This window comes from Janibacter sp. Y6 (genome assembly GCF_040900765.1).
GTDB classification, from domain to species: Bacteria; Actinomycetota; Actinomycetes; order Actinomycetales; family Dermatophilaceae; genus Marihabitans; species Marihabitans melonis.
This window is the reverse complement of record NZ_JAKLYZ010000001.1, coordinates 1,010,657-1,032,627: the sequence shown is the minus strand read 5'-3', so window position 1 is coordinate 1,032,627 and position 21,971 is coordinate 1,010,657. Positions and strand designations below refer to the sequence as shown.

Annotated in this window: 16 protein-coding genes; 1 reads left to right on the top strand and 15 read right to left on the bottom strand. The window is 74.3% G+C overall.

Features of this window, described 5'->3' with window-relative positions:
* Window positions 1-65 precede the first annotated feature (65 nt).
* From sodN to L6241_RS04755, 4 genes are all read right to left on the bottom strand, one after another.
* Entirely contained in the window at window positions 66-467 is a 402-nt protein-coding gene (gene sodN / locus L6241_RS04770; protein ID WP_068277561.1) for a superoxide dismutase, Ni, read from the bottom strand.
* Window positions 468-507: 40 nt separating this feature from the next.
* Complete coding sequence (locus L6241_RS04765) at window positions 508-879, bottom strand: S24/S26 family peptidase (RefSeq protein ID WP_368245097.1); 372 nt, start codon at window positions 877-879, stop codon at window positions 508-510.
* A 2-nt stretch (window positions 880-881) separates the two neighbouring features.
* On the bottom strand, window positions 882-2,927 hold the full coding sequence (locus tag L6241_RS04760; RefSeq protein ID WP_368245096.1) for a hypothetical protein: 2,046 nt from the start codon (window positions 2,925-2,927) through the stop codon (window positions 882-884).
* A 140-nt stretch (window positions 2,928-3,067) separates the two neighbouring features.
* The gene (locus L6241_RS04755; RefSeq protein WP_368245095.1) at window positions 3,068-4,969 is read right to left on the bottom strand and encodes a hypothetical protein; all 1,902 of its coding nucleotides are present in this window, start codon (window positions 4,967-4,969) and stop codon (window positions 3,068-3,070) included.
* 188 nt (window positions 4,970-5,157) lie between these two features.
* Here L6241_RS04755 and L6241_RS04750 point away from each other — a divergent pair, with 188 nt between their 5' ends.
* Complete coding sequence (locus L6241_RS04750; RefSeq protein ID WP_368245094.1) at window positions 5,158-6,318, top strand: NADP-dependent malic enzyme; 1,161 nt, start codon at window positions 5,158-5,160, stop codon at window positions 6,316-6,318.
* 136 nt (window positions 6,319-6,454) lie between these two features.
* Here L6241_RS04750 and L6241_RS04745 read toward each other — a convergent pair whose 3' ends face one another.
* The 11 genes from L6241_RS04745 to cysD form a co-directional block, all read right to left on the bottom strand.
* On the bottom strand, window positions 6,455-7,474 hold the full coding sequence (locus L6241_RS04745; protein WP_368245093.1) for a glycosyltransferase family 4 protein: 1,020 nt from the start codon (window positions 7,472-7,474) through the stop codon (window positions 6,455-6,457).
* Complete coding sequence (locus tag L6241_RS04740) at window positions 7,474-8,244, bottom strand: polysaccharide deacetylase family protein (protein ID WP_251719244.1); 771 nt, start codon at window positions 8,242-8,244, stop codon at window positions 7,474-7,476. The genes L6241_RS04745 and L6241_RS04740 overlap by 1 nt, the downstream gene beginning before the upstream one ends.
* Window positions 8,241-10,211 (bottom strand): O-antigen ligase family protein, encoded by a 1,971-nt coding sequence (locus L6241_RS04735; protein WP_368245091.1) that lies wholly within the window; start codon window positions 10,209-10,211, stop codon window positions 8,241-8,243. Before L6241_RS04735 ends, L6241_RS04740 begins: the two co-directional genes overlap by 4 nt.
* Window positions 10,208-11,620: an oligosaccharide flippase family protein gene (locus L6241_RS04730; RefSeq protein WP_368245090.1), complete on the bottom strand. Its 1,413-nt coding sequence runs from the start codon at window positions 11,618-11,620 to the stop codon at window positions 10,208-10,210. The genes L6241_RS04735 and L6241_RS04730 overlap by 4 nt, the downstream gene beginning before the upstream one ends.
* 23 nt (window positions 11,621-11,643) lie before the next feature.
* Window positions 11,644-13,725, bottom strand: a complete 2,082-nt coding sequence (locus L6241_RS04725) for a glycosyltransferase (protein ID WP_368245089.1) — start codon at window positions 13,723-13,725, stop codon at window positions 11,644-11,646.
* Window positions 13,726-13,732: 7 nt separating this feature from the next.
* The gene (locus tag L6241_RS04720) at window positions 13,733-15,181 is read right to left on the bottom strand and encodes an exopolysaccharide biosynthesis polyprenyl glycosylphosphotransferase (RefSeq protein WP_368245088.1); all 1,449 of its coding nucleotides are present in this window, start codon (window positions 15,179-15,181) and stop codon (window positions 13,733-13,735) included.
* Window positions 15,178-16,419 (bottom strand): GNAT family N-acetyltransferase, encoded by a 1,242-nt coding sequence (locus L6241_RS04715; protein WP_368245086.1) that lies wholly within the window; start codon window positions 16,417-16,419, stop codon window positions 15,178-15,180. Before L6241_RS04715 ends, L6241_RS04720 begins: the two co-directional genes overlap by 4 nt.
* Before the next feature lie 129 nt (window positions 16,420-16,548).
* Window positions 16,549-17,814 (bottom strand): cellulase family glycosylhydrolase, encoded by a 1,266-nt coding sequence (locus L6241_RS04710; protein ID WP_368245085.1) that lies wholly within the window; start codon window positions 17,812-17,814, stop codon window positions 16,549-16,551.
* A 188-nt stretch (window positions 17,815-18,002) separates the two neighbouring features.
* Complete coding sequence (locus L6241_RS04705) at window positions 18,003-19,436, bottom strand: DUF222 domain-containing protein (protein ID WP_368245084.1); 1,434 nt, start codon at window positions 19,434-19,436, stop codon at window positions 18,003-18,005.
* A 256-nt stretch (window positions 19,437-19,692) separates the two neighbouring features.
* Entirely contained in the window at window positions 19,693-21,054 is a 1,362-nt protein-coding gene (locus tag L6241_RS04700) for a sulfate adenylyltransferase subunit 1 (protein WP_368245083.1), read from the bottom strand.
* Window positions 21,054-21,968: a sulfate adenylyltransferase subunit CysD gene (gene cysD / locus L6241_RS04695; protein ID WP_368245082.1), complete on the bottom strand. Its 915-nt coding sequence runs from the start codon at window positions 21,966-21,968 to the stop codon at window positions 21,054-21,056. The genes L6241_RS04700 and cysD overlap by 1 nt, the downstream gene beginning before the upstream one ends.
* Between the last annotated feature and the right edge of the window lie 3 nt (window positions 21,969-21,971).

Sequence of the window (21,971 nt, the reverse complement as noted above, 5' to 3'; positions counted from 1 at the left end):
CCCGAGCACGACGAAGGGGGACCCGCGCGAGATCGCGCGAGTCCCCCTTCGTCAGCGGGCCGAGATCAGGCCTGCTTGGTCTCCTTGAAGATCTTGTCGATCTCGTCGATCTTCGCGAGGAGCTCGTCGGCCTTGGCCTCGTCGAACTCGCCCTTGGTGCCCGAGGCACCGGCGAGCTTCGTGGCCTCGTTGACGAGGGTGTGCAGCTGCGGGTACTTCTCGAAGTGCGGCGGCTTGAAGTAGTCCGTCCAGAGCACCCACAGGTGCTCCTTGACGAGCTGCGAGCGCTGCTCCTTGATGACGACCGCGCGGGTGCGGAAGTCGGGGTCGTCGCTGTCGGCGACCTTCTTGATGATGGCCTTGACCGACTCGGCCTCGATGCGGGCCTGGGCGGGGTCGTAGACACCGCAGGGCAGGTCGCAGTGGGCGCTCACGGTGGGGATGTGCAGGAGGTCACGCAGACGCATGTCTGTCCTCTCGTCATGGTGGGCAGGTCCACGTCCAAACCTAGTCGCGCGCGGGCGCCGGACCTACTCGGCGGACCCGCAGATCCCACTTCCTGCAACGGACTTGCAGGATCACCCGTGCGTGGACGGCCTCCGGCGGCAGCGACCCGACCGTCGGGTCGAAGGAGCTCACCCCGGCGCGCGGGTCGTCGCTCTCGACCCACCAGCGCCCGGGGTCGTCGGGGTCGGTGCCGGTGACGCGCTTGACGGCGGTCGGGCGCGGCCGGCCCCACGGGTCGGGCGGCAGGTCGCACAGCACGACGTCACCGGGTCGCACGCTCGCCCCGCGCCGCGCGAGCAGGAGGTCGCCGGCGAGCAGCGTCGGCTCCATCGAGGCGCCGGTGACGCGGACGAGCGCGAAGGGGAGAGCCACGGTCAGCGGGTCACGGCGGCCGTGGAGGAGGTCGAGGTCGAGCCGGTGCTGTACCCCGAGCGGCGGGCGGTGACGACGACCCGGAGCCGGTGCCCGGCGTCGGCGGACGTGACCCGGTAGGTCTTGCCCGTCGCGCCCGAGATCGCCCGGCCGTCGCGGTACCAGCGGTAGGCGTAGCTCGTCGGTGACGGGGTCCACCGCCCGACCCGGGCCTCGAGGGTGCGCCCGACGCGGGGGTTGCCCGCGACGCTCGGCCGGGTCGTCGCGTAGATCGGGATGCCCACCGCGGCCGAGGTGCGGCTCGTCGCGAGCAGGCCCGGCCCGGAGGCGACGACCCGCACCGAGAGGTAGCGGCCCGCGTCGGCGGTCGTCGGGCGGTAGGTGCGCCCGGTCGCGCCGCTGATCGGGGAGCCGCCGCGGTACCAGCGGTAGGTGTACGACGCGGGGACGGGGAGCCAGCCCCCTTCGCGAGCGGTGAGTGTCCGGCCGACGCCCCGGGTGCCGGCGACCCACGGGGCCGAGACGCGGGAGAAGGACGTCGCGCTCGAGGACGCCGTGATGTCGACGACCGCGGCGGTGCTCGAGGTCGAGATGGTCGTCACCCGGATGCGCCCGTCGTAGCTGCGCAGCGTGCGGCCGGCGGTGAGGCGCAGCTCGTCGTCCATGTCGCCCGTGGGCGTCGGGTCGAGCAGGACCGTCGTGCCGCTCGGGCCCATGCGCAGCACGCGGACGCCGGTGCGCTGACCGAGGGCGTTGTCACGGTCACGGCCGGCGGGGGTGCGGTACTCGACCCAGTAGCGAGCCCCGGAGTAGGAGCTGACGACGGTGGCGCCGCGGACCCCGGTGCGCCCGGCCAGCGGACGCAGCGTGACCCGCGTGGTCCGCCCGATCGGCACCGAGGTGACGGCGGAGCGCTCGAGCAGCCCCAGCTGCCACGCGCGCGGGGTGGAGAGCATGCCGGAGGCCCCGGGGCCGTCGAGGCTCATGATGTCCTGGCCGTCGGCGTACTCCCACTCGCTGCACCGGCTCGGCCACCGGCCGCGGCTGACCGCCGCGTCCTGCGCCCTCGTCTCGCAGGTGAGCACGTCGGCGTGGTCGAGCGACATGTTGTGCCCGATCTCGTGAGCGAGGAGGTCGACGGCCGTGCCCATGCCGTAGACGTAGCCCGGGCTGTTCGGGTCGTCGCCGATCGTGCCGAGACCGTAGCCGCAGCCCAGCGAGGAGGGCAGACGCTCGGGCAGCACGAGCACGAGCGTCGTGTCCGAGCTGCCGGGCCACCCGAGCCGGGCGGCGGCGTCGTTCCACATCCCGAAGGGCTCGTCGCACCCGAAGGAGGACCGGAAGGACGGAGCGACCCGCGCCAGCGAGACCTTGAGCGTGCTGCGCGAGTTCGCCCGCCAGAAGGCGTCCGTGCCGCTCACCATGCTGCTGATCTCGGCGCTCGTCGCGGGGTCGGCGGTGCCACCGCGCGGGACCACGTTGACGACCGTGACCTCACGGGTCGCCGGGGTGTACGCCGCGGCCGCGGCGGCCCGGGTCGAGACGACCTCCTCGACGGCGAGCGGCTCGCTGCCCGGGGCGATCGCCTGGTCGGTCGTCGCCCGGCCGATGTCGGAGCCCGCGGTGGCGGGGGAGTCGTCGCTCGCGGCGTCGACGGCGGCGCTGCCGAGGTCGTGGGTGACGGTCCGGCCGGCGAGCGTCGGCACCCGCAGCCGGCCGCCCTGCTCGGCGGCATCGACGACGGGGTCGGGCACGCGCACGTCGAGGGTGACCCGGCTGCCGGAGGGCACGTCCGAGACGGCACCGGCGTCGACCGGCACGAGCCGGCCGGAGACCCGCACGGCGGCGTGAGCGGCACCGGGGGCGACGGTGGACCCGCGGGCCGGCTCCACCGCGGTCATCAGGAGCGTGCCGGTGAGCCGGACGAGCGGCGTGGTGCTGCTCGAGGACGACATCGCCGTCGACGGGCTCTGGATGGCGGCGGCCGGGGCGGCCACGGCGAGGGCCGCGTACGCGGCCAGCGCGCCGACGACAGGTCGGTGGGTCATGGGGTCCTCAGCTGTGCGGTGCGTGACGTCGGGCCGCCGCCCTGAGGCCCGGGTCCGGCCCCGGGTGCAGCGTAGTGGCGGCCGGTGTCAGCCCCTCCACGACGAGGAGGCGACGCCCCCTTCGCCCCCGCCCGACCCCCTCAGCGCGTCACCGCCGCGGTGTACGCCGTGTACGCCGACCCGCTGCTGTACCCGGTGCGTCGCGCGGTGACCCGCGCCCGGATCTTCGCCCCGACGTCGGAGGAGCGCACGACGTAGGTCTTCGCCGTGGCCCCGGAGATCGCCGTGCTGCCCCGGTACCACTGGTAGCCGTAGGTCGACGGCGTCGGCGTCCACGACCCGACGTACGCGGTGAGCGTGCGACCCACCCGGGCGGTGCCCCCGATGCGCGGCGCCGTCGTCGCGTAGATCGGGATGCCGACCCGCGAGCTCGTCGCCGTCGCGTCGCGGTACCCGAGGCGCCGCACGGTGACCCGCACGCTGAGGTACCGGCCGGCGTCGGCCGTGCGCGGGGTGTACGTGCTGTAGTAGGCCCCCGAGATCGCGACGCCGTCGCGCAGCCACCGGTAGCTCGTGCTGCTCGGCGTCGGGCTCCACGTCCCGCGATTCGCGGTGAGCGTGCGCCCGACCCCGCGGGTGCCGCTGATCGACGGCCCGGCGCTCATCGTGAAGTCGCGCAGCGTCACCGAGCTGACCACCTCGACGGTCGCCGAGCTCGTGCCCGCCGAGACCGTGCGGAAGCGCAGGCCCCCGTCGTAGGTCGTCAGCGTCTCGCCGACGTCGAGCACCGGGTCGGCGTCGTCCCACGTGCCCGTCGGAGAGGGGTCGAGCAGGACGGTCTGGTTGGTGCTGTCGTAGTTCCACCGCAGCACCCGCACGCCGGTGCGGTGGCCCCAGGCGTTCTCGGCGTCGAGCCCGCTCGCCCGCCGGTACTCGACGTAGTACGTCACCCCGGTCGCGGGGTTGGTCACCCGTGCGGAGCGCAGCCCGGTCCGCCCGGCGACGGGCAGCAGGGTGACGCTCGACGTGCCGGTGCCGGGCAGCACGGTCGCCGCGCTCGCCTCGAGCATCCCCGTGCGCAGGGCCTGGGGCGTCGAGAGCATCGGCGAGGGCGAGCCGATGAGGTCGACGCTCATGATGTCCTGCCCGTCGCCGTAGGCGGCGAGCTCGCACGACGTGCCGAAGTCGTCCCACCCGAGCTGACGGGCGTCGGCCGTCGGGCAGGCCAGCCGGTCCGCGTGCATGAGCGACATGTTGTGGCCGGCCTCGTGGCTGAGGACGTCGGGGCTGTCGCCCGAGTAGTACATGTAGCCCCCGCTGTTCGGCGAGCCGCCGATCGTGCCGAGCCCGTACGAGCACCCGGCGCTGCCGGGCAGCACGAGGACGAGCGAGGAGTTGTCGGCGTCGACGTACCCGGTGCGCCGGGCGGCCTCGTCCCACAGGGCGAAGGGGTCGGAGCAGTCGACCGACGCGGTGTACGACGGGCGCAGCGCGCCCGACATCGCCAGGCGCAGCTCGCCGCGGGACTGCTGCTGCCAGAAGGTGCTCGACGCGCTCACCTGGGTGGTGAGGGCGGGGGTGCCGATCGGCTCCGGGGTGGCTCCCCGCGGGGTGACGTTGACCATCGTCAGCGCGCGGGTCGCGGGCGTGTACGCCTGCGCGACCGGGGGAGTCGAGCTGACGACCCGCTGCACGGCGAGCGCGGGCGCGCCCTGCCGCGACGCGGCGTCGATGCTCGCGGCGACCCGGTCGCCCGACGGGCCGGCCGTCGGCGGGACACCGACGTCGACGGTGACCTGCGAGCCGGCCGGGGTGCGCTCGATGCCGGCACCGCTCGTCGCGACGAGCCGGCTGCCCACGCGCAGCCCCGTGCGGGCGGGCTGACCAGGCTCGGCCGGGGTGCGCAGGACGACGCCCGTCATCCGCACGGTGCCCGCGGCGGCAGAGGCGCCCGGCGGTGAGCCGCTGGCAGGGGCGGCGGCGCCGGCGGCCAGGACGACGGCGGAGAGGAGCGGGACGAGGATGCGGAGCGGAGCAGCCATGTCGACCTCGGGTGGCGCGAAGGGTGAGCCGGTGGCGCGGCTCAGGGGAGCAGGGTAGGCCCGCCGGAGGCTCCCCGGCATGACCCGGACGGACGGTTCGCAGCGCATCGTCCAGGGCGGCAGATGAGGCCGACACCACGCCCGGACGCCCTGCCCACCCCTTCGCCCCCTGTGCAAGGATCGCTCGCGTGAGCCAGCCCGAGCAGACCACCTCCTACGACCTCACGGCGCCCGCCTTCGCCGCGCACGAGGGCGGCAAGGTCGAGGTACGGGCGACCAAGCCGCTGCGCGGCTTCGAAGACCTGTCGCTGCTGTACACCCCCGGTGTCGCCGACGTGTGCCTCGCCATCGCGCAGGACCCCTCGCTCTCCCGCCGCTTCACCGCTCGTAACAACACCGTCGCCGTCATCTCCGACGGCACCGCCGTGCTCGGCCTGGGCGACATCGGCCCCCTCGGCGCGATGCCCGTCATGGAGGGCAAGGCGGTGCTCTTCAAGCACTTCGCCGGGGTCGACGCCGTGCCGATCACCATCGAGTCGGGCTCGGTCGACGAGCTCGTCGACGCCATCGCCCGGATGGCCCCGTCCTTCGGCGGGATCAACCTCGAGGACATCTCGGCGCCGCGCTGCTTCGACATCGAGCGCCGGCTGCGCGAGCGCCTCGACATCCCCGTCTTCCACGACGACCAGCACGGCACGGCGATCGTCGCGCTCGCCGGTCTCATCAACGCCTGCCGCGTCGTCGGCCGCGATCTGTCCTCGCTGCGCGTCGTCATCGGGGGCGCGGGCGCGGCGGGGGTCGCCGTGAGCGACCTCTTCCAGCTCGCCGGTGTCGAGGACGTGATCGTCGCCGACTCGCGCGGCATCATCGAGCCCGGTCGCACCGACCTCGTCGCGCACAAGCAGCGCCTCGCGGAGCAGACCAACCCGCGCGGCCTCACCGGCTCGCTCGGCGATGCCCTCGTCGGCGCCGACGTCTACGTCGGGGTCTCCGGCGGCACGGTGCCCGAGGAGCAGGTGGCCTCGATGGCGGAGGGTCCGATCATCTTCGCGCTGGCCAACCCCACGCCTGAGGTGCACCCCGACGTCGCCCACCGCTACGCGTCGGTCGTCGCCACCGGTCGCAGCGACTACCCGAACCAGATCAACAACGTCCTCGCCTTCCCCGGCATCTTCCGCGGGGCGCTCGACGCGGGCGGCGTGCAGATCACCGAGGAGATGAAGCTCGCGGCGGCCCAGGCCATCGCCGACCTCGTCTCCGAGCCGCGCGCCGACCTCATCATCCCGCCGGTCTTCCAGGACGGCGTCGCCGAGGCGGTCGCCGCCGCCGTCGCGGCCCACGCGGGCTGAGAGCGGACAGACGTCGAAGGGGGCGGTGCCGGGTGACCCGGCACCGCCCCCTTCGCTCCCTGAGGTGCGAGCGCCGGCGAGCCGACCCCTTTGCTCCCTGAGGTGCGAGCGCCAGCGAGCCTCGAAGGGCGCCCCCTCAGCCGTAGAGATCGGTGAGGCGCGCCCGCTGCACGGCGGGGTCCATCGACGCGAGGAGGTCGCGGCCACCGGCGACCGCGGCCTGCCAGGCCTCGCCCCCGCGCAGCACCTCGAGCACGCGGGTCGCCGCGTCCTCGGGACCGGCGACCCGCACGAGCGGCGTCCCGGCGAAGGCCGAGATGTCGCGCACGAGCACCGGCAGGCCGCACGCGGCGGCGTCGAGCACGCTGAGCGGGAAGCCCTCGTACGCGGCGCTGTGCAGGTAGACCCCGGCGTCGCGCAGGGCCGCGGTGAGCTCGTCGGCCTGCAGCCACCCGGTGACCTCCACCCCGGCCGCGCGCAGCCGCGCCGCGAGGCGCGCGTCGTCGGGGCTCCCGAGCCAGCGCACCGACACCCCAGGGTCGAGCTCGCGCAGCCGAGCTGCGACGGCGACGAGGTACTCGGGGTCCTTCTGCGCGCTCACCCGCCCCGACATGACGACCGTGCGCGGCGGAGGTCCGGTGCGCTCGGGATCGGTGACGACCGGGGCCGGCCGGGCGATGCTCGGCACGTTGGGCACGAGCACGTGCGCGGCCGACGGGGTGAGCCGCGCGGCGAGGGCCCGCTCCTCCTCGGAGAGCACGACGACCGTGTCGGTACGGGGGCCCAGCGCGCGCTCGACGAGCGAGACGGCGGCCCGGGCGGGGGCGGGCAGCGCCGGGTCGAGCAGCTTGTAGGCGTGCGGCTGGTAGAGCACGCGGGCGTCGAGCCCGGTGAGCCGGGCGTAGACCCCGGCCCGGCTGGAGTGCGCGTGGACGATCTCGCTGCCGGTCCGCGCGACGCTCTCGCGCACCGCCCGCACCCGTCGGGGCAGCCCGCGGGGCAGCGGGCGGGTGCTCGCGAAGCCCACCCCGCTCGGGTCGTCCTCGCCGGCCCACAGCAGGTGGTGCTCGTGCTCGGGCGTGAGCGACACGACGGTGTCGATGGCCCGCCCGACGCCGGTGCTGTAGCAGTCGGTGACGTGGAGGATCCGGCGCATCACGACCTCGTCGCGTGGCCGAGGACGCGGTGGGCGGCGCGGCGCACCGCGGGTGCGGAGCCGAGCGCCCGCCGGGCGAGCGGGTAGACGCGGCTCAGCTTGAGCTCGAAGGTCCGCGCGGTGTCCGTCGCGTTGACGTCGACCCGGGGGATCGCGAGGCGCCCCGCCCCGTCGTACGTCGCGAGCGCGCACGCGAAGCCCGCGGCGGCGACCGCCTCCCGCGCGGCCGCGTCGTGGTGGCCGAAGGGGTAGGCGAAGGTCGCGACACGCTCGCCGACGAGCGAGTGCAGCTCGTCGCGAGCACGGACCGTGCACTGCTCGAGCTCCTCGGTGCTCATGCCCGGCATCGACTCGTGCGCCCACCCGTGGCACCCAAGGGCGACACCGGCCGCGGACAGCTCGCGCATCTGCGCGGCGGTCATGAGACGCGACTCCGGCGGCATCCCGGGCAGCGGCCCCTGCCCGTCGAGCCCCGGCGAGACGTAGCAGATCGCGCTCATGCCGCGTCGTGCGAGCTGTGGCGCGGCCCGCTCGAGCACGGAGACGTAGCCGTCGTCGAAGGTGATGAGCACCGAGCGCCGCGGGGTCGGCGCGCCGTCGAGAGCTGCGAGGTAGCCGGCCTCGTCGAGCACCGTCCAGCCGCGGGCGGCGAGGTGGTCGAGCTGGGCGGCGAAGGCCGCCTCGGGCACGTAGAGGTTGTCCGGGTCCGACGCCGCAGGGACCTCGCCGATGCCGTGGTACATGAGCACCAGCGGCGTGCGCCCGCTCATTGCTGCCGCCGCAGCAGCCACAGCCCGACGGCGAGCACGAGGATCGCCGACAGCCCGCACGCGAGGAGCAGCGGCTTCGGCGGGGTCACCCGGGTGTGGTCGGGGCTGGCCGTCGACAGCGTCGTCGCGACGACCTGCGGGTCCTCGTCGGCCCGGGCCTCGGCGCTGCGCGCGATCCGGTCGGCGAGGTCGCTCGCCTCCTGCGGGTTGTCCGAGCGGGCGGCGATGCGCACGGTCGTCGTCTCCGGGTCGACCGTCGCCTCGGCGGTGCTCGTCGCGGGGATGCCGAGCTCGTCGACGAGCTCGTCGACCGCGGCCTCGTCGGACAGGGCGACCGAGTACTGCTGGGCGATGAGCTTGAGCTCGTCGGGCCCGGTCGTCGCCTGGCCCTCGCTCGCCGCCTCGCTGCGCAGCCCGACGACGGCGGTCGCCTCGTGCTGGGTCGGCAGGTAGGACAACCCGGCGACGAGGCCCGCCGAGGCGAGGAATGCCAGCACGGTCGGCAGCAGCCAGGCCCGGCGCCGCCGGGCCGGGGTCGGGTCGACGACCCGCTCGGGGGCGCGCTCGACGACCCGCTCAGGTGCGTGGTCGGTGGTCTCGGAGATGGGTGCTGCCTGGTCGTGGGCGCGCGTGGTCCTGGGGGTCACGGTGGGCCTCTCAGCTCGAGGTCGAAGGGGTCGGTGGACGTGGGCCGCGGCGCCGGCGAGGAGCCAGGCCGTCGCGGTGAGAGCGGGGTTGCGCCACGGCATGTCGATGAGGCCGTGGACGGCAGCGCCGGCGAGACCGGCGAGCGGCGCGGCCACGAGCCACGAGGTGGTGCTCGTGGCGGCGCGCCAGAGCCCGTGCAGGAGCACGAGGGCGAGGGCGACGAGGACGAGCGCGCCGACGGCGCCGGTCTCGCTGAGCACGGTGAGCACGAGGTTGTGCGCGTGCAGCGGGGTCTCGAGGGTGAGGGCGGAGTCGGTGCGTGTCGCCCAGGTCTCGAGCCCCCCGGCCCCGACACCGGTCACGGGTCGGTGGGCCGCGGCGTCGAGGGCCAGCTCCCAGATCTGCGGGCGGTGGTCGTCGGGGGAGCGCGACGGGTCGCCGAGCGAGCCGATGCGCGACAGGACGACGGCCGCCGGCCCGGTCGTGCCGAGCAGCGCGAGACCGAGCACGGCCGTGCTCACCCCGCCGAGGGCGATGGCGACGGCGGGCACGAGCCGGGGGAGCGCGAGGACGAGCACGGCGGTCGCGGCGGCGGCGCCCATCCACGCCCCGCGCGACAGGCTGAGCGCGAGCGCGGCGAGCACCGGCACGACCGCCAGTCCGAGGAGCGCACGGGCGGCCCGGCTGCGCGGGCGCGCGGCGAGGGCGACGCACACGGGCAGCAGGAGCACGACGTAGGCACCGAGCTCGTTGGGCTGGGCGAAGGGGCCCTGCGCCCGGCCGTCGACGACGGACCCACCGGCCCGGCTCGTCAGCCCGCCGAGGTCGGTGCTCGCCTGGGCGCACACGACGACGAGCGAGACGACGAGCGACCCGAGGACGACCGCGCGCCGGCGCGGGGTCAGGGTCGTGAGGGCCGCCGCGCACGCCCACCCGAGGGCGCTCGCGACCGTGAGCACGGCCGAGCGTATCGGGTCGACGGCGGTGGGCACGGCGGCGGCCTGGGCGAGCGGGATGCCCACGGCGACGACGACGAGCGGGGGCAGGGCGAGCCGACGGGTGTCGACGACGTGCAGCCCCCAGAGGACCGCGACGAGCAGGCTCACCGGCAGGACGAACCCTGGCGCCCACGGGGCGCCGAGGGCGAGGACGACGAGCGCGCCGGTGATCGCGCCGGGCAGGGCGTACGGCGCCGCCGGCCCGACGGCACCGGGTGCACCGTGGGCCCGGTCGGTCGGCACCTCGCGACCGTCCCCGGCCACCGAGCCCTGCGGCGTCGCGCCGGGCACCGGCCCCGGACGCGTCGCCACGGTGCTCATGACGACACCGACGTGAGCACCGAGCGCACGAGGTCGTGGGTGGGTCGGTCCCAGCGCTGGCTCGCCAGCCACCACAGCCCGACGTAGACGACCCCGCCGACGAGCGCGGCGAGCACGACGTGCATCGGGAGCAGCATCGTCGCGCCGGCGACGACGGCCGCACCGGTGCACACGACGAGCGCCCGCCGCACGTGCACCGGCGCCACCCGTCGGCGCAGGGCGATGACGACGACGACCGCCTGCACGGCGTACGCGGCGGTGGTCGCCGCCGCGGCGGCCGCCGGCCCGTAGAGCGGGATGAGCGCGACGTCGAGCGCGACGTTCGTCACGAGGGCGAGGGTGCTCGCGAGCAGCACGGCCGGGTCGGGGCGCAGCGCGAGCAGCGCGATGAGCGCCACCTGCGCGACCCCGAAGAAGAGCGGTGCCGGGGCGAGCCACAGGATGATCGCCCGCGACCCGAAGTCCTCGCCGAAGAGCAGCGCGACGAGCTCCTCGCCCCGGGTGTGCAGCAGCGCGGTGTACGGCAGGTACACCGCGGTGACGACGACGAGCGCCGTCGCGACCGTCCGCGAGCGCTCGACCGCCCGCAGCGAGGTGTCGGCCAGGGCCGGCAGGATGACCCGCGCGACCGACCAGCTGATGAAGAGCACGGTCTCGAGCAGGCGGTAGGCCGCCGTGTAGTAGCCGACGGCGACCGTGCCCGCGAGCCACGCGATGATGACGACGTCGATGCGGAAGAGCGCCATCGAGACGAGGTCGTTGAGCCCCGTCACCCGCACCGCGACGACGTAGTCGCGCACGTGCCCCCGCGTCACGGCGGCCGGAGAGGGCCGCACGTCGGCCCGCACCCGCGCGACGAGCGCCATGAGCACCACCCCGACGACCGACGCCGCGAGGTAGCCCAGCGCCGCCCCGGTGATGCCCCCGCCGAGCTCGACCGCGGCGACGACGAGCCCGAGCGCGAGGAAGCGCTGGACGACGAGGACCACCGCCGGGCCGCCCTGCACGTGCCGCGCGCTCGCCGCCGAGCGGAAGGCCTCGGTCACCCCGTCGCAGCACGCCGCCGCGACGAGGGCGAGGGTGACGTGCCAGCGCACGTCGTCGGCGACGGCGAGCGGCAGCACGGCTGCGCTGAGCACGACGACCGCCGCCGCGAGCGAGAGCCGCACGGCGAGCAGCGAGGACAGCCGCGCCGACAGGCTCTGCGGGTCGCCGCCCGTCAGCTGGACGAGGCGCTGGTCGAGCCCGAGCGTCGTCGCCGACGCGAGGAGCAGCCCGAGACCGAGCCCGAAGGAGAAGGCGCCGAAGTCGGCCACCCCGAGCGCCCGGGCGAGCAGCCCGAGCATGAGCAGGGTCGCCAGCTTGCCGAGCACCTCGCCGACGCTGAGCGTCACGGCGGCCCGGGTCATCCGACGTGCCTCTGCCTGTCGGGTCACGCGTCCCCGTCCGGGGGGTGGCGCAGGCCGTCGACCGCGCCGAGGACCTTCGCCCCGTCGCGCAGCGCGCTCACCGGTGCGACGAGCAGGGTGGTCCGCACGGGCTGCGGCCCGCGGGCCGCGCGCAGGGCGGGGACGCTGAGGTAGAGCGCGCCGGCGGCCAGCGCGAGCCCCCGCGCGGCACCACCGCGCGCGACGAGCGCGACCCCGACCGGGTAGGCGAGGGCGCGCGCCGCGTCACGCGCGAGGAGCAGCGCGTCGCGCGAGTGCCCCGACCCCTGCCCGTAGCGGTAGTACATCCGCAGCGTGCTGCGTAGGGTGGGGCGCTGCTCCCACGTGACGAGCGCGTCGGTGACGAGCACCGCCGGCCGGCGCTGCGCGACCGCCCGCCCGAAGGTCACGTCCTCACCGGTCGCGAGGTGCTCGGGGAAGCCGCTCACCTCGCGCCACGCGTCCCGGTGCAGCGCCATCGAGCGCCCGGTCGGCATCGTCGGGTCGAAGGCGCGCCCGAAGAGCCGCCCGTGCAGCCGTGTGAGCGGGGTCGGGTGCGTCGACTCCTCGACGACCGGGTACCCGGTGACGGCGAGCGCGCGCTGCAGCGGCGTCGTCGCGGTGACGTCGTAGACCCCGGTGAGCAGCGCGCCTGGGTGGTCCGCGGCCGCCCGGCGAAGGGAGGTCAACCACCCCTTCGCCGGCTCGCACCCGACGTCGGTGCACGCGACGAGGTCGTGGCGGGCGCGCTCGATGCCGATGTTGCGCCCGGCCGAGATGCCCGCTCCGGGTGAGACGACGACGGTGACCCGCGGGTCCTCCTGAGCGTGCGCCCGGGCGACGTCGACCGTCGCGTCGCGCGACCCGCCGTCGACGACGACGACCTCGTCGTCGGGCCCGAGCTGGGGGCGCAGCTGGCGCAGCAGGGTGCCCAGCCCCTCGGCCTCGCCGAGGACGGTGGTGATGACCGAGACCGGGGGGCCGCCGACGCGACCCGCGCCGGGGCGAAGGGCGACCGCCGCCAGGTGGCGCTCGAGAGCCTCAGCGGCGGCGCGCGGGTCCTCGCCCGCGACGACCTCCCGACCGACGGCGGCCACCCGGGCGCGGACGGCGCCGTCGGTGAGCCCGACGAGCGCGGCGGCCACGGCCGCCGGGTCGCCGGCGGGCACGGCGAGGCAGCCCCCGCCCAGCGTCTGCTCCAGCGGCGGGGTCGCGACGACCGGCACCCCGCACGCGAGCGCCTCGTGCGCCGCCATGCTGTGCGACTCGCCCGTCACCCGGGCGTCGCGATCGGCGCGGGTGAGCACGGCCAGCGCGTCGTGCGCGGCGAGCAGCGAGCCGATGCCGTCGACCGGGTCGTGCAGGTGCACCCGCCCACCGACCCCGAGGCTCTCCGCGAGAGCGACGAGGCGCCCGCGCTCGGCGGGGTACGCCGCGTCGGCCACCCCGTAGACGTGCAGCGCCCACCCGTCGACCTGCGCGAGCGCGCGGATCGCGTCGTCGACGCCCTTGTACGGCGCGAGCCGGGTCGCCATCGCGACCCGGAGGAGCCCGTCGTCGGCCAGCCCGAGCCGGGCCGTCGCCTCGGCGCGACCCACCGTGCCCGTCGGCAGCGGCGGCGGCACGACGAGACCCGCCGGCCGACCGGTCGTCAGCCGCTGCGCCGAGCTCACCCGGCCGTCGACGAGCGTGTCGAGCAGCCGCACGAGCCCGCCCTCGAAGGAGTCGTCGTGGCGCACCCACGCCGAGCGCGTGCCCGACATCGCCCCGGCGGCCGCGGCGACAAGCCCGGCCTTGACCCCGTGCCCGAGCACGAGGTCGGCACGGCTGCGACGCAGCTGCGCGGCCACCCGCGCGACGGCGCGGGGCGCCCCCTTCGCCCGGGTGCCGGTGGGCACGACGGTGACGGGCACCCCGAGGCGGCGCCACTGCGCGGCCGCGTCGCCCTCGGCGAGCGCGACGACCTCGAGGTCGACGCGCGAGCCGGCGGCGGCGAGCCGCTCCTGCCAGATCTCCGCGCCCCCACGGGTGGCCGAGGGCAGCACGACGCACACCCTCAGGCGGGTGCCCTGGGTCTGCGGGGTCACGGCGGCCTCAGCGACCATGACGACCGATGACGCTGCGGACGGTCCTGACGATGATCTTCACGTCCTCCCACATCGACCAGTTGTCGATGTAGCTGTTGTCGAAGTCGGCGCGGTCGGAGATCGAGGTGTCGCCGCGCAGCCCGTTGACCGCCGCGTACCCGGTGAGCCCGACGGGCACCCGGTGACGGTCCTCGTACCCGGGGTAGAGGTCGGCGTACTGCTCGACGAAGTGCGGCCGCTCGGGTCGCGGCCCGACGATGCTCATGTCGCCGCGCAGCACGTTGACCAGCTGCGGCAGCTCGTCGACCGAGCTCGCCCGGATGAAGCGCCCGACCGGGCCGACCCGGTCGTCGTGCGCGATGCTCCACGTCGTCTCCGCCTCACGGGTGGCCGTCGGCTTGAGCGAGGTGAACTTGTACAGCACGAAGGGGTGACCGTCGCGCCCGATGCGCTCCTGGCGGAAGATCACGCCCCGCCCGATCTCGAGGCGCACCGCGAGGGCGACGAGGAGCAGGAGGGGCGAGAGCACGAGCAGGGCCGTGCCCGCCACGACGACGTCGAAGGCCCGCTTGGCCCACCACCCGGGCCCGCTCAGCGGGCCGGGCGTCACCGGCAGCACCGGGATGTCCCACAGCTGGTCGCTCACCCGTCCGCCGCGCAGCCGGAGGCTGTACCCGGCCGGCACGGTGAGCACCTTGAGCCGCCGCGGCAGCCGTCGCAACGAGTGCGCGAGCCGCCACTCGGGCGCGCTCGCGTCGGTGAGGATCACCGCGTCGATCCGGCGTCGCTGCACGACATCGGTGAGGTCTGCGACCCCGCCGAGCACCTCGACCTCCGGTGTGGCCGGCTCGCCGTCCGCCACCGCTCCCGCGATGACGACGCCCTCGCCGGGGTGGGACTCGATGCGCTCGATGAGCTGCGTCGCCCTGTCGTCCTCGCCGACGACGAGCACCCGGGTCTGGCGCGCCGGGTGCCCCCCGACCCACCAGCGCAGCCCGGCGTAGACGAGCCCGCGTCCCAGCGGCAGCGCGATCGCGAGCTCGAGCAGCACGGCCCGGAGGCGGTCCGGGGTGGGCTCGCCCACGAGCAGCGGCAGCACCGCCGCGGCCCCGACGCCGACCGCACCGGCCACGAGGATCCACGGCAGCTCGTCGAGCACGCTGTTGTGGAAGCGCCTGCGGTACAGGCCCGCCCAGCTGCCGATCGCGAGGATGCCCAGCGCCAGGCCGAGCGCCGAGAGCCACTGGTCGGGGTGAGCCACCAGTGCGAACGCGGGCACCGCGAGGTCGGCTGCGACGAGCAGCGCGAGCACGGTGACGTCGACCGCCCGCATCCACCCCCGCCGCCGCCGCGAGCGGATCCGTTCTGCCGCGACCCGGGCGGCGGGCACCGGTGCCGACACCGCCGTGGCGCCGCCACCCCCGCCGACGAGCTCTCGCTCGCCGCTGCGCCTCACGACGCGTCCCGCTGCGCTGCGCCCCCACCCGTGAGGGCGGGACGGTGGGCGCGGGCCCAGGTCTGGGCGCGGCGCCCGGCGTGCACGGCCCGTGCGACAGCGGGAGAGCGGTCGCGGGCGGCGCGCAGCGCCGACCGGGCACCCTCGACCGCCGCGGCACGCTGCTGCTCCAGCCGCGCGAGCGCCGGGTGCGACCACAGCACGGTGGCCTCGGAGTCGATGTCCTGCGTGCGCAGCGAGCGCTTGAAGTTCGTCAGCCCCCGACCGAGGTCGACCCCGGTGATGCTGGGGTCGGCGTGCCAGGCCTGGAGGGCCTGCCCGTGCAGGATGACTCCCGGCGAGAGGTCCTCGGCCTCGGGGTGGATCCGCCCGTCGACGAGCCGGATCATGTCGCCGTCGCGCGCCGCGAGCAGGTAGGCCCCGAGCGCGCCGTCGACGTGCAGCTGCCACAGCTCGAGCACCCCGCGCGCGGCGAGGCTCTCGCAGAGCTCGACGTGGGCGGCCCGCTGGCGGGTGTCGGCCAGCGAGTCGCTTCGCCCCAGCTCCAGCTCGCGCTCGAGACGCAGGTCGAGGGTCGCCGGCAGCGCGGCGAGCACCTCGCTCGCCTCGGTCGCACGGGTCACCGACCAGTCGCGCCCGCTCTCGTCGGCCCGGCGCTGCGCGGTGCGGGTGCGCTGCCGCGTCTTCTTCGCCGCCCAGGTGCGCTCGGTGCGCTCGGTCGGCCAGATCACCTGCGGGGTCGGGTCGTCCGCTGTGGTCTGCGCGAAGGGGGAGAGCCCCGCCAGCTCGGCGACCACCGGGTCGCCGACGGGCAGCAGCTCGAGCTCGCACCGCCACGCGGTGTGCTCGGCAAGCAGGTCGTGGATGCCCCCGGCGAGCGCGCGAGCGGACTCGTCATCGAGGGCCACGAGGCGCTGGTGGTCGAGGGTGGCGTGCCCGGCGAGCCGAGCGGAGGCGAAGGACCCGACCGGGATCCGGCGCACCCGCACCTCGAGCAGCGCAGCCCCCACGGGCGCGCCCGTCTCGTCCTCGACGAGCACGACGGTGACGTCCTGCCCCACCGTGCGGGCCCACGCGAGCAGGTCGCGCGCGTGGGTGCGCAGGGGGACCCCGATGAGGTCGTGGAGCCGGACGACCTGCTCGTCGAGCTCGGCGAGATCACCCCTGCGCACCGTCGACGGCGTCGACGCGTGCCCCGTCGGGCGCGCGACCTCCGTCGTGCCTAGACCTGTTCCCATGGCCATCCCCCCTGCAGTTCTCATCACCCTTGGGTAATCCGAACTGCATGGTGCCACGAAGGTGATCCTTCAACCACGGTCTGTCCAGGGGTTGGTCAGAAAATAGTCAAGGGATAGTCAAGACGGGTGTCAGGAGGAGGCGACCGCCTTGAGCCGGGCGAGCGCCGGCTTCGGGGTGAGGTCGGCCCGCATGAGGCCGTACCCGTCCTCGTAGGGGTTGCCGCCCGTGCGGTCCCGCTCGCGGAACCAGATGATCCCCTTGACGTAGGGATAGCTGCTGCGGGTGAGCGCCACCGTCTCCTCGAGGAAGTCGGCCTGGGTGGCCTCGCTCACCGCCCGCTGCCAGGGCTGCGGGTCGGGGATCTGCCCGGTCGACCAGCCGAGCTCGGTGAACCAGATCGGCTTGGCTGCGTCGCCCTGGGCGACCATGACGGCGCGCACGTCGCGCACCCGGGTCACGCCCCAGGGAGCCCCGCCGTCGCGCGAGGGCGAGAAATCCGAGGGTGCCGAGTACGGGTGGGTCGCGAGGATGTCGAAGCACCCCTTCGCCCCGGCCGTGTACGTCTTCTTGACGAAGGCCGCGTCGTTGTACTGCAGCCCGCCGTAGACGACCGGGCTCGTGTCGGCCTTCTTGACCTCCTTGTATGCGGAGCAGAGCATCTTCGTGTACGCGACCGGGTCGGCCGTGGTGAAGAAGTCGGGGTGGTTCTGCTCGTTCCACATCTCCCACGCGTCGACCGTGCGGCCCCATCGCTTGGCGGCCCAGCCGGCCGCGCGGCCATAGGCGGTCGGGTAACGCGGTGCGTAGCGCTCGCCCTTGCCGTAGCTGGCCCAGTCGGGCGTGAGCCAGAAGGTCACCATGGCCTTGAGGCCCCGGTCCTCGACCTCCTTGAGCACGGTGTCGACGAAGGGGACGCCCCACTGCATGTCGTACTGCTGGTGCTTGGGCTCGATCATCGCCCAGGAGACGTCGATGCGGACCCACTCGGAGCCGTTGGCGGCGAGCTGATCGAGGACCTTCGCGCGCGTCGCGGGCGTCTGGTCCGACCACATGCCGTGGTACTGCACGCCGAGGGCGGGTCGGGGGTTCGTCGTGCCAGCCGCGGGAGCGGAGATGACGGCGGGCGAAGGGGTGGCCGTCGGCTTCGGAGTGCTCGTGGGCTTGGGCTTGGCGGTCGGCTTCGGGGTGCTCGTGGCCTTGGGCTTCGCCGTGGTCTTGGGCTTGCTGGTGCTCGTCGGTGCGGGGGTGGGCTTCGACCCGGCAGCTGTCGAGGACGAGGCCTCAGCGGGTGGCGCTGCGGTAGTCGCCGTGACGACGAGTCCGGCGGCGGCGACGGCGGCGACGAGACCGGCCGTTCGACGCAGCAGATGGGCGGGGGCAGGGGGTTGCGTCATTCGCACAGCACGCTCCTCAGCGCGAGGCGGGCGGGGGGCAGACCACGCCGAGGGGGCGACGAGGCCTGTGCGAGAAAGGTATTGGCGCATCTGTGACCCACGGCACCGTCTGTCGAGACTCAGTTCAGTCGCGTTTCGGCGTCGAAACGGTCACGTGCCCTGACCTGACCCGCATACTGCCCGCCCGCTTACGTGCGTCGGTGGAAGTGGATCGTCACGGTGTCGTCGGGTGCGCGGTGGGTGGTGTGCTGCCAGTCGGGTCCGTCGATCATGCGGTGGTGGTAGCCGCACAGGGGGACCGCGTTGAGCAGGTCGGTCAGTCCGCCGTCGCGCCAGGCGAAGAGGTGGTGGATCTCGGTCCACGCGAAAGGCCGTTCGCACCCGTCGGCCGCGCAGGTGTCGTAGCGCAGGGACAGGGCGAGGGCTTGGGCTTCGGTGAAGAGGCGCTTCTGTCGGGCGAGGTCGAGGGGTTGCGAGGGTCCGCCGAGGACGACGGGGATGATCCCGGCGGCGCAGGCCATGCGGCGGATGGTGCCGGCGTCGATCTGGTCGCCTGCGTCGGTGCTCCCGGCTCGGTGGAGCTGGCCGGTGAGGTCGTCGAGTCGGGTGGTGACCAGGAGGGTGGCGGCGACCTTGCGGGAGAGGTGGTCGGTGGGGATGCGGGTGAGGAGGTCGGCGAAGGCCAGGCCGCGGCGGTGCTGCCAGTCGAGCTCGTCGACGCGGGTGTCGCCGGTGAGGCGGGCGAGGTCGCTGGGTTCGGTGATCACGGTGTCCGAGCCGGGCTGGGTGCGTCGTCGGGGTGCGGTCATCGCGTCGATGACCTTGCCGAGGATGGCGCCGGCGGCCCAGGGGACGGTGAAGTGCCCGGTCATGGTGCCGTCGTGGTTGTCGCGGATCCAGAAGGCCGACTCGTCGCGGGCGTGCTGCGCTTCGGCGGCCAGGACGTCGTCCTCGTGGGCGTCGACGACGTCCTCGTCGGGTTCGACGGCTGCGAGGACGCGGCGTGCGGCGATCCGTAGCTTGGCCGGTGCCCGGTTGACCGCGAGCAGGAGGAGCTCGGCCTCGCAGGTGTGGCGCTGCTCCTGGGTGAGTCCTTCGGGCAGGTCTGCCATCGCGGTGGTGATGACGCGGGCGTGGTCGGCGCTGATCCGCCCGTCGTCGAGGGCAGCGGCGGTCTGCGCGAGCTCAGCCTGCGGCTGTGCGGGTGGCGTGGTGGTGGGGCCGGCGCCGACGAGGGTCAGGCCGGGGGAGTCGTCCTGCGATGGGGGCTCGATGGTGCTGGGTGCGGTCAGGGCGGTGGCCAGGCGGACGTCGCGTGAGGCCGGTCGTCGGTCGCTGTTGGTGCTCTGGGCGACCCAGGCTCCGGTGTCGGTGTGCCCGGTGCGCTCGGCCACGCGCACGGTGTCGGCGCGGGCGACCAGGCGTAGCCGGGCGGCCTCGACCCGTCGGGCGAGGCGCTCGACCTCGACGAGATCAGCACGCAGCGCCCGCCCGGCGGTGCGCTGGTCGGCTGCGATCGCGTCCTGCAGGCTGTCGATGACGGCGTGGGCCTGCTCGAGGAGGGCTGGCACGCGGCTCTGGCCCGGTGTGCCCGGGTCGAGGAGCTGCGGCATCGTCGCCATGACCCCACGCTATCGAACAGGTGTTCGAACGGGCCACGTCTTGTCGGTGAACGGTCAGCAAGGGTTTCGAGGCGCGGTCCCCCAGGTTTCGAGGCTCAGGCCCAGGGGGCCTTCGCACCTCAACCACCAAGGGGCCTGCTGGTTGAGGTGCGAAGGGCCCGCTAGGGCCCGAGCCTCGAAACCGGCCTTCGCACCTCAATCACCACGGCTGTGCTGATCGAGGCGCGAGGAACGAGCCTCGAGACCACCCCAGGTGTCAGATCGCGTAGTCCTCGCCGTGCGTCCCCGAGATCATCCCGGCGCCGACCGTCGCCCCGGTGGCGGGGTCGATGAGGATGAAGGACCCGGTCGACCGGATGTCCGCGTAGGGGTCGACGACGAGCGGCTGAGCGAGCCGCAGCGTCACCGAGCCGATCTCGTTGAGCTCGAGCGTGCTCGCGTCACGGTCGCGCTCGAGCGAGTTGATGTCGAGGCGCGAGCTCACGCCCTGCACGACGGCGCGCACGGTGCGGGTGGTGTGCTTGAGGAGCAGCTTCTGCCGCTCGTGCAGCTCGCCGGTCGCCATCCACGACACGGTCGCCGTCAGCTCTCGCGTCACCTCGGGCTCGTGCTCGCCCGCGCCCGCGATGAGGTCGCCTCGCGAGACGTCGACGTCGTCCGACAGTCGCAGCACGACCGACTGCGAGGTGACGGCCTGCTCGAGCTCCTCACCGAGGACATCGATGCCGGCGATCGTCGTCCGCATGCCGCTCGGCAGCACGACGACCTGCTGCCCGACCTCGAAGGTCCCCGCCTCGACGCGCCCGGCGTACCCGCGGTAGTCCCGGTACTCGCCCTGCTGCGGCCGGATGACGTACTGCACGGGGAAACGTGACGGCACGCCCCCTTCGCTGCCGAGGTCCGAGGCCGTCTCGACGGTCTCGAGGTGGTCGAGCAGGCTGCCGCCGCTGTGCCACGGCATCGCGTCGCTGGGGGTGACGACGTTGTCGCCGGCGAGCGCGCTGATGGGGAAGGCGCTGGTCGTCGGCACGTCGAGCCGGCCGGCGAAGTCCTCGAACTCGTCGCGGATCTGCGTGAAGACAGACTCGTCGTAGCCGGCGAGATCCATCTTGTTGACGACGAGCGTGATGTGCGGGACCTGGAGGAGCGACAGGAGCACGGTGTGCCGGCGCGACTGCTCGGTGATGCCGTGACGGGCGTCGACAAGGACGAGCCCGAGGTCGGCCGTCGAGGCGCCGGTCACCATGTTGCGCGTGTACTGGGCGTGCCCGGGGGTGTCGGCGAGGATGAACTTGCGCCGCGGCGTGGAGAAGTACCGGTACGCGACGTCGATGGTGATGCCCTGCTCACGCTCGCTGCGCAGACCGTCGGTGAGCAGCGCGAGGTCGGTGTGGTCGTGACCCTTCGCGCGGCTCGTCGCCTCGACCGCCTCGAGCTGGTCCTCGAAGATCGCCTTGCTGTCGAGCAGCAGCCGCCCGATGAGCGTGGACTTGCCGTCGTCGACGGACCCAGCCGTCGCGACCCGCAGGATCCCGAGGTCGAGATCGGTGGTGGTCGAAGGGGTGGTCACCAGGGCCTCCTCGGCCTCGGGCGGAGTGGTCTGCAGGTCGATACCCATCAGAAGTAGCCCTCCTTCTTGCGGTCCTCCATGGCGGCCTCGCTGAAGCGGTCGTCGCCACGGGTGGCGCCGCGCTCGGTGAGCCGGGCGATGGAGATCTCGTCGATGATCTGCTCGACGGTGGAGGCGTCGGACTCGACGCACCCGGTGAGGGTGAGGTCGCCGACGGTGCGGAAGCGCACCTGGCGCTCCTGGGCCTCCTCACCGGGGCGAAGGGGGTTGTGCTCGCTCTCCGTCAGCAGCATCCCGTCGCGCTCGAAGACCCGACGGCGGTGCGAGTAGTAGATCTCGGGGATGTCGAGGTCCTCGCGGGCGATGTACTGCCAGATGTCGAGCTCGGTCCAGTTCGACAGGGGGAAGACGCGCATGTGCTCGCCCTCGTGGATCCGGCCGTTGTAGAGCGACCACAGCTCGGGGCGCTGGTTCTTCGGGTCCCACTGGCCGAAGTCGTCGCGGTGGCTGTAGATCCGCTCCTTGGCACGGGCCTTCTCCTCGTCGCGCCGGCCGCCGCCAAAGGCTGCGGTGTACCCGCGCTCCTCGATGGCGTTGAGCAGCGTGCCGATCTGCAGGCGGTTGCGCGAGGTCTTGCCGTCGTCGACGACGGTGGCGTCCGCGATGGCCTCCTCGACGGAGGCGACGTGCAGCTCGACGCCGAGCCGCTCGACCCAGCGGTCGCGGGTCGCGAGGACCTCGGGGAAGTCGTAGCCGGTGTCGACCTGCAGCAGCCCGAAGGGGATCCGAGCGGGTGCGAAGGCGCGCTCGGCCAGCCGGAGCATGACGATCGAGTCCTTGCCGCCGGAGAACATCAGGACGGGTCGCTCGAACTCTGCGGCGACCTCACGGATGATGTGGATCGACTCGGACTCGAGCACGTCGAGGTGCGTCAGCGCACGCGGGGGAGCGGTGGGGGGCACGAA

Excerpts from the sequence above, each read along its gene's own strand:
- L6241_RS04760 (WP_368245096.1), bottom strand. The coding sequence starts at position 2,927 with ATGACCCACCGACCTGTCGTCGGCGCGCTGGCCGCGTACGCGGCCCTC.
- L6241_RS04715 (WP_368245086.1), bottom strand. The coding sequence starts at position 16,419 with ATGGGAACAGGTCTAGGCACGACGGAGGTCGCGCGCCCGACGGGGCAC.
- L6241_RS04700 (WP_368245083.1), bottom strand. The coding sequence starts at position 21,054 with ATGGGTATCGACCTGCAGACCACTCCGCCCGAGGCCGAGGAGGCCCTG.
- sodN (WP_068277561.1), bottom strand. The coding sequence starts at position 467 with ATGCGTCTGCGTGACCTCCTGCACATCCCCACCGTGAGCGCCCACTGC.
- L6241_RS04705 (WP_368245084.1), bottom strand. The coding sequence starts at position 19,436 with ATGGCGACGATGCCGCAGCTCCTCGACCCGGGCACACCGGGCCAGAGC.
- L6241_RS04740 (WP_251719244.1), bottom strand. The coding sequence starts at position 8,244 with ATGAGCGGGCGCACGCCGCTGGTGCTCATGTACCACGGCATCGGCGAG.
- L6241_RS04735 (WP_368245091.1), bottom strand. The coding sequence starts at position 10,211 with ATGAGCACCGTGGCGACGCGTCCGGGGCCGGTGCCCGGCGCGACGCCG.
- L6241_RS04710 (WP_368245085.1), bottom strand. The coding sequence starts at position 17,814 with ATGACGCAACCCCCTGCCCCCGCCCATCTGCTGCGTCGAACGGCCGGT.
- L6241_RS04745 (WP_368245093.1), bottom strand. The coding sequence starts at position 7,474 with ATGCGCCGGATCCTCCACGTCACCGACTGCTACAGCACCGGCGTCGGG.
- L6241_RS04730 (WP_368245090.1), bottom strand. The coding sequence starts at position 11,620 with ATGACCCGGGCCGCCGTGACGCTCAGCGTCGGCGAGGTGCTCGGCAAG.
- L6241_RS04755 (WP_368245095.1), bottom strand. The coding sequence starts at position 4,969 with ATGGCTGCTCCGCTCCGCATCCTCGTCCCGCTCCTCTCCGCCGTCGTC.